This window comes from Paenibacillus sp. F4, assembly GCF_002894905.1.
Classification (GTDB): domain Bacteria; phylum Bacillota; class Bacilli; order Paenibacillales; family Paenibacillaceae; genus Paenibacillus; species Paenibacillus polymyxa_B.
Map to the genome: position 1 here is coordinate 20,465 of NZ_POVS01000015.1, position 12,685 is coordinate 33,149.

The following is a 12,685-nucleotide window of genomic DNA, read 5'->3' on the forward strand; positions in this document are numbered from 1 at the left end:
AAAATGGCAGATTTAAGTAAAGATGTAGTAGGCGCACGAATAAATCTGGATACCAGCAAGATACTTCCGGCATTCAAGGTTATCGATAATGGAGCAAGAGCCAATGCAGAATCGTTTAAAATACTGAATGCTGAATTAGATACAAGCGAAAAGAACTATAAGTCTCTCGCCAGTAGCGCGGATAAGTTTGCTCTATCAGCGGAGGAAAGAAGAAAGAAGATCCTTGCTGAATCCGAAGCGCTTGTTAAGCAGCGCACCGCGCAGGCCGAATTGAATACTGCTCGAAAGAATCAGTTAGATCAGGCCAATAAGATAACTGACGAAAAGCTAAGAGCGCAGCAGGCTATTGTTAAAAAGCGTGAAGATGCAATTGAGCAGCAGGAACGAGAGCATCTAAAACGAATGGAAGCCCTTCAGAATAAGGCGACATCAACCGGACAGAGAGCTGCTAAAGTTTCAGGGGCAGGAACGGATGATAAGACGCGTGAGCGTGTTCTCATGCAAGAACAGGCTATCCGTATGAAGTTACAGCAAATGGCTGATAAGGAAGCACAGCAAGCAAGGAAGAACGCTCAAGACTATGAGAAGTTCTGGATTAATGCTTTACGGACCAGGGAGCAGAAGGAGGCACAAGTACGAGAGAAAGTCCTTCAGGAAGAACAGAAAATCAGGCGTTCATTAAGTCAAACCGAAACGCAGATGAAGCAAACCTTTAACATTACGCCAAGTTGGATAGGCAAGCTTGGGGATATGGCTACCCATGCCGCTGTATTCCACACGGCATATGCAGCTATGCATAAGGTTCAGGAAGCCTTAAGAGAGGGCATAGTCGGTATTGAATCTAATATGGCAGGCTACGTGCAGACGAATGAGCATTATTTCCTTGAGTACAACGAGGGTACTAAGGAAATGGTGATGAACACTGAGAAGTTGCACGACGAGACAACCAAGTTTATCCGGACGGCTCATGATCTTGGTTCAGAAATCATGGATGTTACCGAATCAGCACGTCTGTGGGGCCGGATGTATAAGGATGCAGGCGTTGTTCAGGAGATGGTACGCAAGTCAACAATGCTCAGTACCGTTGACCTTGTATCCTTGGAAGATGCGACGAAATCTATGGAGTCTACCTTTGCTCAGTACGGTGTACAAATCAAGGACAGCAATGACGCTATGGTGCTTGGTGGGCGCGTACTGGATTCTTGGTCCAAGGTTGCCCATGACACGATGGCCCCGGCTAGAGACTTGGGAGCTGCCTTTGAACGAACAGGTAAGATAGCGGCGGAAACTGGCGTTTCATTTGACTTTATGAATGGCTTGATTTCGGCAGGTATACGTAACACGGCGCTGAGTGGGGAAAACCTGGGTAACATGTGGAAAACAGTCTTGGGTACGATCCGTACAGATAAAGCTGTTGCAGAGATTGAGAGATTAGGAGTTCATACAAAAGAAGTTGTAAATGGTACAGAACAGTGGAAAAAGGCAGAAGATATCCTGTTAGAGTTATCGACCAAAGTAATCGACAAAAACTATGACCTTACGAAATCCTACGCGGATATTTCCCGCGGTGTTTACCAGTACGCTAAATTGGCTGCTTCCTTAAACGCAGGGGATATCTTGCTGGGTACAGCAGCGTCTATCGGTTCCACCGGATCAACAATGGAGTACTTGAAAGTTCAGATGGATACCATTCAGCGTAAAGCAGCTCAGACCAAAGCTTCTTTGCTTGAGATATTTAACAATGCAGGCGACGATGGCTTGAGAAGAACAATCAAGGATGTATTGGATGCAATTGACCAACTACTTATTGGGCTTACAAAAGTTCCTTCCGGCGTGTTTGAGGGAACGGCAGCAATCGGTGGTCTACTGCTTGCCTATAAAGCTCTGAGCGGCCCGATCATGAATGTAATTGCTGCTGTAAAAGTATTGACGGCTGCAAAGGCTGCGGAAACTGCCGCTATTGGCGCTAATACGGTAGCTAACAACGTTAATATCGTTTCCTCGCAAGGAGCAACTCTTTCAACAGTTCAGAGAGTTGCCGCTACCGAAGGAGCTACAGTAGCACAAGGAGCTTTAACGGTAGCAACCGAGGGAGCTACAGTTGCTACGAAATCATTGTCTGTCGCTCAAGCCACAGCGACTGTGACAACAGCAGCCGCTACAGCAGGATTAAGTTTACTTGTTGGTGCAATTGCTCTGGTTGCAATGAATAGCGGTAAAGAAGAAAAGGCTGCTCGTGATCGAATCCAGAACTTAAAAGATGAAGATTCGGCATCTCAACAAATGGTTAGCCAATATCAAAGACAGATTGAATTAGTACCTAAATTGGCTAATGCGCATCGTTCTCTTGAACAGTCACTTAAACTAAGTACTGGCTCGGCAGAAAAGGAAACCCAAGTAAAAAAACAACTCGAAGAGATTTCGAAAGCGCTGGTCATTACTCTTGGAAAAGAAGGGGCCAAGCAACTTGAAGCTGCTGGTTATACGGATGAGGCTGTACAGGTGCAAGTTGCTGCTTTGAATAAACTCATTGAGAAACAAAATGAAGCCCGAAAAAATGTATTGAAAGATCAACAATCGCAATTAATCGAACAACAAAAGCAAAAAATAAATGAGATTACAGAAGCCACCAAAGAACTAGAACGAGTGAAGAGAGTCATCAATAATGATCTTGTGAATTGGGCTGGTGTAGGAGAATTCAAGGAAGATGCAGCAAGTCTTGAAGAAAAAATCAAATCGTTAGAACAAGAAAACAATAAGCTTACTTTGTCTATAACGGAGGTAGGTGTGGCTTTAGGTCAGACAGCTGTTGAAACTGACCAATTCGCGGGGAAAGCCGGAACAGCAGCCGAGAGTGTTAGAGCTCAGGAAGAAGCTCTTGCTGATTTAAGAGAACAGATTGAGGGTAACGCCAAGTCTGTTTCAGATATGAATACACTTTTGAGTGAGTTGACGAGTGGACAATCTCTAAATGCGTCAGAAGTTGCTGATTTAATATTGAAATATCCAGACCTTGAAGCGAAGATTTACAAGACAGCCGATGGATGGAAATTCGAAACCGAAGTGGTAGAAAAAGCTCGTCAAGCAAAAGTTGATAAAGCAATTTCTGATATCAATGCAGAAAAAACATCGACTTTTAACACGAAAATAGCTTCTGACGAGAGGTTGAAAATTTATGGAATTGAAGCCCAGGCTATTAAAGACTTGGCGCAACTAAAGGCCAATCTAAATGGCGTGATGGTTCGAAGTTCTCTTGAAGCAGTGAAGGTGCAGAAAGAATTAAATAATATGACAGGAGTTAAGTCATTTCTAAATACTCCATTTCAAAATCAACTTAATACAGACAAGGAAAAAATAAAAATATATGACGAGTACGAAAAGGAGATGCATGCTTATGATCAAAAAATTAATGCTCTAACCAAACTTTATAAAGACCCTAAATTTGGCGCGGGTTCTAGCTCTAAAAAAGAGAAGGGAAGTGGGAGGAAAAAAGGTAAGAGTGATGCGGAGAAAGCTGCTGAAAAAGCAGCGAAGGAAGCTTCTGAAGCCCGTAAGGATGCTTACTCTGACGACTTAGATAATTTCAAGTATATCGCTGAACGAAATGAATGGTCTGTAGACCAGCAGATTGCAGGATACAAACGATTGGCTCAACGACATAAGCAGTATCTATCTGAAGATAAGGATGCAATGAAGCAATGGAGCCGCGATGTTCAGAAACTGAATGATTCCAGATTTCAAGAAGACGTTGAGAATCTTGAGCGAAGAACCGAGCGCATGCGGCAGGCCAATAAACAGGAAATTGAGATGGTTAAAACTAGCCTGGATTTCTACAAGAAGGAGCAAAATAAAAATTATCTGCTTCCTGCTAACCGTAGAGAGATCGCCAAACAAATCTATGATTTAACCGTCAAATACAACGAGCTTCGATATCAAAATTCAGAAAAATGGATTGATAAAGAGACTTCTAAAATGGAAATGGCGGGACAAAGCCAGATTGCTATGCTGAAAATGGAATATGACGCTTATATGCGTATGAGTAAGGCAAAGGATCGTACCGCCGAACAAAGTTTTGAGTTGCAGCAAAAGATTTATGAGAAACGTAAAGCTCTGGAAGATGAGTTCCTATCCGACTTCCAAAAAAGAATCAATTACCAGAAGAGTATGGAAGCCATATCTGTTTCCGATCAGCTTAATGCATGGACGAAAATGCAGGCTCTTTACAAAGAAGGATCGGATCAGCGAATGGAAATTGATGTACAGGTCCATGACTTGAAGAAGCAACTCATAGAGGATCAAAAGAAGGTTGCTGCCGAAGCGGCTAAAAAGGAGAAGGAAGCACTTGAAAAGACTCGAGATGAGGAAGTAAAGCGTATTGAGGCGGAACGTGATGCTTTTATCGAAGCTCAGGACGCTAAAATTAAGGCCATAGACGACTTGCTTGCCAAGATGCAGACAGCTAATGAAGACGAGGACTATGATCGTGCTATGGCTGAAAAACAAGCACGCCTTGCCTTGCTACAGTCTGCTGCCGGTCCCGAAGGTATTGCCGAACGAAAGCAGACTGAAAAAGATATTGAAGACATACAGCGGGAACATAACCGAACGCTTGCTAAGCGTGGATTGGAGGATCAGAAGAAGAAGCTTCAAGACGAGAAGACTGAGCGGGAAAAGGATTACAATGACCAGATTGAAGCTGCCAAACAGCATTATGATCAGCTTGCTGAGAAATATGATGAGTATTCAGACGGAGTTGAATCCAAAGCCGAAGACTTGAAAAACACGCAAATCAGCAAAGAATCTGAGAAGAACGCGGAGATTTTGCGTCAGTTAGATCAGTTTATTGCTGACTATCAGATGAAAATGGCTGAAATTAATGCAACCTCGTTGTCTGCTTCTTTAGATACAGGTTCCTCAATCTCTGAAAAAGACAGTGACTTGGCGCGATATAATTCCAATATTGATAAATGGTACTCGGCAGGCACTGCTGAGAAGGGCAAGCTGCACGAAGAAAATGCTGCTCTGCGGAATAAGTATGGCATTAAGAAGGATACAGGCAAGCTTCAAAAATTCCATTCTGGCGGGATCGTTCAGGGGGATCGAGGTGCAGAGGTTCCGGTAATTGCAAAGGCTGGTGAAATGTATCTGAACGATCAACAGCAAAGTAACCTGTTTAACCTCATTAGTTTCAAAATGCCAAGGCTTGATTTCTCTATGCCGAATTTCTCCATGGCTTCGGGGGAGGGGACAAATCCGCAGTATAACAACAATTACTACACAGTAACTTCAGGAGATACTTATATTGAAGATGAGTCCGCAGCAAAGGTGTTTTGGACCGAACGAGATAACCTGGTGCGGAGGTTGCAAGCGAGGGGAGGAAAATCCTAAATGATTGATGCTACTGTCGATGGCAAGTCCTTTAAATCCATTGGATTAGGGCTTAAAACTCACAATATACCTGTGTTACCGCCAACAAAGGACCATTCTCTTGAAATAGCCGAGAGGGATGGGGAATTAGACTTTGGCAGTACTTACGGAGCGAGGACAATCAATCTCGAATGCGTCCTAATGGCTGATGATACAACCCTTGATTACCATAGGAGAGTCGCCCAAGTGGCGGCTCTTTTTAATGCCAAAAAAGGGGATATCGTATTCACGTTTTCGGACTTACCAGGAAGGCGATATATTGGACGCTATGCCGGAACATTGGATATCGAAAAAATACTTTGGGACGGAGAGTTAACTATACCAATCAAAATGGGTGAACATCCGTTTCCCGAGAGTGACGAGAACATTAGAGAGATAATCATTACGCAGTCGCCGCAGACCGTTTCAGTTACATCAGTTGGCGACGAAAGGGCAAGTCCTGTTATTGTCCTGACCAACATCGGTAATAACGACATACGGAATTTCCGAATTGCGAATGAGTACCAAGTAGAATAGGAGGTTTTTATATTGGCAGACATATTACTAAGTAAGTCGAACTGGTGGAAAACAGCCTGTATTAATGCAGCTTTACGGGGGGTGAATCTTACATCGCCGCAGACGCTGTATATTGCTCTGTATACCAGTAATCCAACAGATGCAGATACAGGTCAGGAAGTAAGTGGAGGGGGCTATGTACGGCGTGCTGTGACGTTTTCCGAGCCTGTTATTGAAGACCGTAGAGCAGTTACGTTCAGTGTAGGCGATGTACCTTTCCCAATTGCTGGAGCAGATTGGGGCTTGGTAACTCATATCGGCATCCGCACAGCGGCAACCGGGGGCAATCTTGTGTATCACGGCGCAGTCAAAACACCGCGCACGGTGCAGACCAATGATACTGTGCGCTTTTTGGCTGGGCAAATAAAAGTGAACGAAGGGTAGGTGTAAAGCATGGAAAAAATGTATCCACCAGTGGTGAACTCTCCTAAAACAGAGTTGACCGAATTGATTACGGACACACAAACGGAAATTACCGTGGCTAACGCGTCCGTACTGCTTCAAGGCGAGGGTATTGCTGTTTTGGGCAATGGAGATGCAGCAGAGACGATTACGTATACAAGTCTGGAAGATAACGTGCTAAAAGGCTGTGTACGCGGTTTTGAAGGTGTTGCCCGTGCGTGGCCTACTGGTACACGAATCGCCCGTAACTTCACGGCAGCGGACTGGAGAGCAGTTATAAACAATATCCAAGCTTTGCATGAGGAATCAAGCTCGGAATCTCGTAAACCCATTACATTACAACCAGGTGTACAAATCGTAAAAATAGAAAAACAGACTGTATTTAATTTAGCTGGACTGACAGGTAAAACGGTAATCGACTATGACGGTCAAAAAGGTGTATTTGGTGTCCGTAACCCTTATGTAATTCGGTATGGAGAAAATTTAATACCAAGCTTTTTTGAGTGGGTACAGACAAGCGGTGGGATCGTAACCATCCAAGGGGCATACAAAGCCACAGCTAGCCGTAATACGGCGGATATTATTGCCCCGCTAAAAGTCGTTGTGCCTGTGCTGCCTAACACAACTTATACCATGTCAAGCGTGGGCGATGGTCTACAATACATCGAGAGACGGGACTCAAACGATTCAGACCCGAGCGGAGAAGTTGCGACAGGAGTGGTTGTGGTAGGAACCAAAACATTCACCACGTCCGCGCAAACTCATTATCTTTCAATCCGACTTAGATATGACAAAGCCGGTACATTCACACATGAAAACCCGATGCTTAATATCGGCAGCACAACCAAGCCCTTCAAGCCGCGTGAAGACTCCATGCTTGCGATACAAACGGATTTGTACGCGGACCCAGTTACAGGGGCGAATGCAGACGTAGTATTCGAACGTGATGGTCAGTATTTCAAGTCCAAGAAATGGCAAGGTGTAGTGTTAGACGGTAGTTTGCCGTGGGTATACTTCGACACAGCAGCGGGGTATAAAGTTGTAAGGCTTCCTATAATTGACAGTCTATCAAACAGTGAGAGAGTAACAAAGTTTGACGGGAAACTTATCCAGCGCGCTTTTCCTGTTAGCGGGGCAGATCAATCATACCTGAGCGCTTCGTCTAACGTTCTTGGCTTGACTATCTCTGTAGCGGACAGTGGATGGGGTGACGGTTACATGCCGACAGTAGACGACATCAAAGCCTACTTTTTTGGCTACAAAGCTTACGACGCTAACACCATTACTCCTGCCACCGCTCAAGCAGCCACAACGGCGACATGGACAGGTACGGGAACTAAGTATTGGGTGCAACGAGTTGGCGCGGCTAATTTTACACAATCCGCACCGCAAACATCCTATGTAGGGTACACGCCTTATAAACTCGTATACCAACTTGCAACGCCTACAGTCGAACCTATTGTTTCTGAGGGGCAACTAACCTTTATCGAGGGCGACAATCAGGTTGAAGTAGGCACAGGGATTGTGTTACGCGAAGGTGTCAAGGCTGCGAGATACGAAGATAATATGTGGATCAACGGAGCAATTGGTGGGTCAACACCACTAAAAAAACGTCCCAAGTCCTTTCTCGCATTTTATAAAGATGGAAAAAGGGATAATTGGAAAGTGCGGGATCACTCAAGCGCGCCAAACATCGAAACATATGGATTAGTGCAAGCGAGCACACCTTTATCAAACTTTAGCGATGCGTCTTCATATTCTGTGACATACATGGAAATGGTGTATTCGCCCACTGTGCCGTTTACAGGCTCTTACGCAGCCAACGAAAAGTCGCTGCTGTCTGACTTGGTGGAAAGCGTACAGCAGAACACGGCGCGCCTATCCGTGGTAGAGAATAAGAAAGCGGAGAAGGATGTACCTGCTTGGATTAGTCCATCTATATTATTTAATGGCTGGGTGAGCATGGGTGTACTGGGCTATCGAAAAATAGATAACAAGGTACAGCTCAAAGCTCGAATAAAAAGCGGGGTTATAGGGCAACCGTTTATGGCCCTGCCAGAAGGATATAGGCCGCTTGTAGGTCAGATACGGCCTGTACATTCTTACGGGACTTCGGATGTTTTCGCTTCCGTGTTAATTAATGCAGATGGTAAACTAATCGTATCAGGAGGAAGTAATAGCGAGGTAAATATTTACTTGGAGTTCACCACTGATTAAAGGAGGAAAGCGTATATGAAGGCTGTAGCAAAAGTAAATACAGACGGCCTCTATTTGGGGGAAAAGTTGGTGGACGATGCCTTCAATGGTGTCGTCCCTTTTTATTCGGACAACTTAGAACAAGAGTTTGAGAAAACCGAGCAAGACGCTGCGGACGTACCACAGGAACCAGTAATAGCCGGATACATCGTTGGGGTGCCGTTTCCAGAAGGATTCAGCGCATATGTGACAGAGCATAAGGGGTTTCGGTTTAACTTGGAAACCTTGTCATGGGAAGAAGGTCTGACGGTTGAAGAGATAGCGGAGCTGACCAAACCAACGAATCAAGTTCAGGATGCATCGGAGGTTGTGGGCCAGCAGCTTGCGGAGCTGAAGATTCAGGCCATGCAGCAAACCCAGCTTTTAGCCAGCATGGGCGCTGAACTGGCGGCTACAAAATTGGAACTAATTAATCTGAAAGGGGCTAATCAATCATGACATTTTGGACTCTTGCTTTTAAGTGGAACTGGGTAACGGCAGAGAAATTGAAGGGCGCAGTAATCACGGAGACAAACCGTTTCGGAGAAATCACACCGGAAGAATTCAAGACCATTACAGGCTTGGACTTTGCGTAGGAAAAGTTTCCTTGGCAAGTTAGGAGGACGCTATGTTTAATGGTGGATTTAATAGCCTTGGTTTTAATACAGGAGATGTAGAAGGGAACATTATTGACCTTTCTGCATCTCTTTCTGGTTCAGGACAAATGTATTCAAGGAAGGTGGAGACGGCTGGAGCAGAAAACGATAATGTGTTTAACCTTATGTCGTTTAATGTGGACGAACCCGGTACCGTAACGGAATACATTTTGGAATTTGTTTTGGATATGACTGCCGCTGCGGAGTTGTCCGGTGAAGGTCAGGCGCAGGCTGATTTTGTCCGTGAGTATGCTTTGGAAGCCGTTCCTATGTCTGGCGAGGGACGCATAACTAACGCAGAATACGTTCGAGAAATTCTGATGCAAGCAGTACCCATGTCTGGGGAAGGAAGGATATCGGCGGAACTGTCAAAATTCCATACCGACTACATTGAGTTCACAGATGTGTTCAGACCAGGAGAGGTAATTGTCATTGACTCAGGAAAATTCAAAATAACGAGAAATGGTCAGAACGTTTCCCATCTATATAACGGAGACTTTTTCGATCTGAATCTCGGAAACAACAACCTGACCTGGACAGACCCAGAGACAGGCCGAACGGTTTTGTTCCGTATTACACACCGAGATAAATTCTTATATTAAGAGAGGTGGACTATGCCTACTCCAACTATGCAAGTGTTTGATAAGAATATGCGGCGTGTTGGAACGCTAGTGGACTCTTATGACATTCAGCGCCGCCGCAGGATTAACAGTGACTACGAGTTAACTTTTATGGTCCCAATGACCAGCGAAGACTATAGGGAGAAGATAGCAATCAAGGGCCACGTTCAAGATGAGCGTGGTCAATTTTATGTCATTCAGTCTCGTAGCCGATCACGCGAGGGAAAAAAGCTGACTGCAAATATCTACTGCAACCACATCATGTTCAAACTTAATGATTACAAGTTTCCTTATGCTTCATACATTGCAGAAGCCTATGGTATCCATATAAACCAGCTTACAGACCTGATTACAGCTGCTACAGGCGGACGGTTTAAGTTCGTTATCCACGACACATTTGATTTGCACGATGTTAAGGACTTTGGGCGAGGCAATTGTCTTGAAGCGCTTAATAAAATCATTCAGATGTATGAGTGTGAAGTCGAGCCAGATAACTTTGTAATCAACCTTAGAAAAAAGATCGGGACTGATAGTGGGCTTCAATACAGACTCAAGAAGAACATCGTATCCAGTTCCTTCAAAGACAAAGGCGAGTCTCTAGTGACGCGTATGTTCGCTCAAATGAAGGACGGGCGAACTTTCATCGGAATGGATGCGTCCAAGCTAACCAACGAGGAACGAAGTTTGCTATCCGGCGTGCCGGGAACCATTGTAAACGGAAAGCTGGCAGTGAACTATCTGATATCACCATACGCACAATATTGGGCCAGTGATTCCGTGCCGTTTTATGATGGCGAGATTATAGAGCAGGACATAGAGGAACCGGAGGACTTGTTGAAGGCTACGCGGAAGGCTCTTGCTGAACAGGAGAATGTAACACTGGAGGTAACAGTATCAACAGCAGACTTGTTTAAAATTGATAACTCGGAACCGGAGCCACATTTGGGTGATGCTGTAATGTGTATTGATCCAGCAATGGATATGAACAAACTCAAAGCCCGAATCACAGAGCTTACAGAGTATCCGTATAGCCGTGACAAACATAGTGAGCCTACGATATCCAATGTCAATTTACGAGACTATGCGGATATCATTTCTGACCTTGAGCGGAACAAGAATATTATCAATAACTTGTTTAGTAATGGAAAGATCCGAACGGAAGTATTTGAATCCTTTGCAAAGCAGGCCGTGATTGACATTGATAATTCCAAAACGGAAATCAAGTACGATCAACGGGGCATCGTCTTGCAGGATCAAAGCAACGCACTGAACCAGGTTATTATGACTTCAAACGGCGTTGTCCTGACAACAGATGGAGGTAAAACGGCAAGAACGGCTATTACAGCGCGCGGGGTAGTAGCCGAGCAGATTGTCGGACAACTGGGTAACTTTGTATCTTTGGTTATTGGTAGCGGTAATAATGTAACCAAAATCAATACGAATGGAATAAGTGCAGGGAATGACGACTATACCATTGCGCCATTCCGTGTAGACATGCAGGGGAATGTTGTAGCTCGTTCGATTAAGTTGACTGGGCAGATAGACAACTCAGAAATGAATGCTTCAGATATTAGGGCTAGTACAGTTAATGCAAGTACCATACGAGGTAGTAAATTAATCGGTAATGAGATCGAGGGCGGTATTATTACTGGAGCTTTATTCCGTACAGCCAAGGAAGGCAGACGAATAGAGATAAACTCCAATGGCTTGACTGCTTATAACTCAAGGGGTGGGGAGTCCATTTCTTTAGGTCAGTATAATGATGGTGCTGCTCTTTTGTTTATGGATAACGGAAGTCCAAGAGGATCGGCTTACGGAGATTCAGATGGGTTCCATTTAGGGAATATGGCTGGAGTTTATATCAAATCCACAGATGACATGGTTTATTTTGACGGTGAAGTAGATTTCAGTAATGCGACAGTAAGCGGACTAAAGATAAGTGCCATTGAAGGCGTTCAGAACAAATTGACCAGTTTACAAAATGAAATTGGAGAAATTCGCGGCGATCTTTTTAGCGGTTTAATCATTAATGCAACTTTTGATCCTGGTACTAGAAATTTAAAACTATACAGTCAAGGAAGAACGGTAGTCACCGTTAATATTCCAGCAGGCGGAAGTTCTAGTAGCTCGACAACATGATGTTTACTGTATCTTCTGCCGATGGTAATATTAGGACATATATACTATGCAGGAGGTACGGTTAATGAAGAAATGGTCTTATTTGCTTAGTGGTGTATTGATTGGTGCGGTTGTTGCTACGGCTGGCAGTGCATTTGCGGATCAAATCAAATCTTTAGTCGGAGAGAAGGTCGCTGGGGAATATGTAGTCAAGGTAAATGGAAATTCACTTTCCGAAAATGCCATAGTCGTTGACGGGAAGGCGCACGTACCTTTGCGAGCTGTAACCGACTCTTTAGGAGTGAACTTAAAAGTGGATGGAAAGACAATTCAAATTGATTCATCGAATAATTCTTCTTCACAACAAGCAAATGCTGAAGTGAAAACTGTCTCAGGTAAATACCAAGGATGGCCTATTTCTAAGTTGGAAGAGAGGAAAGCTGAACTTGAGAAATTTGTAACAGATACAGAAAGTGACAAGGGAAATATGGTTAAGTCTCTTGAGATTTCTTCTAAGAAGACGGAATCTACTTCAGATAAGTTTGCGGAAATCAGAGAAAAAAATGTTGAAGAAACGAAGAAAAATATACAAGAAGCTGAAACAAATATAGCTAAATATAAGACTGAACTAGAAGAAATAGATAAAGCTATAGCTTCACTGAAATAAAATAG

9 protein-coding genes are annotated in these 12,685 nt (G+C 44.0%); all 9 read left to right on the top strand.

What is annotated here, in order from left to right; genetic code table 11:
• The first annotated feature begins 3 nt into the window (after positions 1-3).
• A complete protein-coding gene (locus tag C1T21_RS16965) occupies positions 4-5,388 on the top strand; it encodes a phage tail tape measure protein (RefSeq protein ID WP_103049084.1) in 5,385 nt (1,794 codons plus the stop codon).
• Positions 5,389-5,943 (top strand): phage tail domain-containing protein, encoded by a 555-nt coding sequence (locus C1T21_RS16970; RefSeq protein ID WP_103049085.1) that lies wholly within the window; start codon positions 5,389-5,391, stop codon positions 5,941-5,943. It abuts the gene before it with no gap.
• A 12-nt stretch (positions 5,944-5,955) separates the two neighbouring features.
• A complete protein-coding gene (locus C1T21_RS16975; RefSeq protein ID WP_025724068.1) occupies positions 5,956-6,366 on the top strand; it encodes a phage tail fiber protein in 411 nt (136 codons plus the stop codon).
• A gap of 9 nt (positions 6,367-6,375) precedes the next feature.
• Complete coding sequence (locus C1T21_RS28065) at positions 6,376-8,601, top strand: hypothetical protein (RefSeq protein ID WP_258012503.1); 2,226 nt, start codon at positions 6,376-6,378, stop codon at positions 8,599-8,601.
• 15 nt (positions 8,602-8,616) lie between these two features.
• Positions 8,617-9,078: a hypothetical protein gene (locus tag C1T21_RS27380; RefSeq protein WP_180984619.1), complete on the top strand. Its 462-nt coding sequence runs from the start codon at positions 8,617-8,619 to the stop codon at positions 9,076-9,078.
• On the top strand, positions 9,075-9,215 hold the full coding sequence (locus C1T21_RS16990) for an XkdX family protein (RefSeq protein WP_103049086.1): 141 nt from the start codon (positions 9,075-9,077) through the stop codon (positions 9,213-9,215). Before C1T21_RS27380 ends, C1T21_RS16990 begins: the two co-directional genes overlap by 4 nt.
• A gap of 32 nt (positions 9,216-9,247) precedes the next feature.
• Positions 9,248-9,877: a phage distal tail protein gene (locus tag C1T21_RS16995; RefSeq protein ID WP_103049087.1), complete on the top strand. Its 630-nt coding sequence runs from the start codon at positions 9,248-9,250 to the stop codon at positions 9,875-9,877.
• Between the two features lie 12 nt (positions 9,878-9,889).
• On the top strand, positions 9,890-12,034 hold the full coding sequence (locus C1T21_RS17000) for a phage tail protein (RefSeq protein WP_103049088.1): 2,145 nt from the start codon (positions 9,890-9,892) through the stop codon (positions 12,032-12,034).
• 64 nt (positions 12,035-12,098) lie between these two features.
• Positions 12,099-12,680, top strand: coding sequence for a 2,' 3'-cyclic nucleotide 2'-phosphodiesterase (locus C1T21_RS17005; RefSeq protein WP_103049089.1), 582 nt, complete (start codon positions 12,099-12,101; stop codon positions 12,678-12,680).
• The last annotated feature ends 5 nt before the right edge of the window (positions 12,681-12,685 follow it).

Bases quoted from the DNA above. Each gene is read 5' to 3' on its own strand.
- C1T21_RS16965 (WP_103049084.1), top strand. From the start codon at position 4: ATGGCAGATTTAAGTAAAGATGTAGTAGGCGCACGAATAAATCTGGAT.
- C1T21_RS16995 (WP_103049087.1), top strand. From the start codon at position 9,248: ATGTTTAATGGTGGATTTAATAGCCTTGGTTTTAATACAGGAGATGTA.
- C1T21_RS16990 (WP_103049086.1), top strand. From the start codon at position 9,075: ATGACATTTTGGACTCTTGCTTTTAAGTGGAACTGGGTAACGGCAGAG.
- C1T21_RS17000 (WP_103049088.1), top strand. From the start codon at position 9,890: ATGCCTACTCCAACTATGCAAGTGTTTGATAAGAATATGCGGCGTGTT.
- C1T21_RS17005 (WP_103049089.1), top strand. From the start codon at position 12,099: ATGAAGAAATGGTCTTATTTGCTTAGTGGTGTATTGATTGGTGCGGTT.
- C1T21_RS27380 (WP_180984619.1), top strand. From the start codon at position 8,617: ATGAAGGCTGTAGCAAAAGTAAATACAGACGGCCTCTATTTGGGGGAA.
- C1T21_RS16970 (WP_103049085.1), top strand. From the start codon at position 5,389: ATGATTGATGCTACTGTCGATGGCAAGTCCTTTAAATCCATTGGATTA.
- C1T21_RS28065 (WP_258012503.1), top strand. From the start codon at position 6,376: ATGGAAAAAATGTATCCACCAGTGGTGAACTCTCCTAAAACAGAGTTG.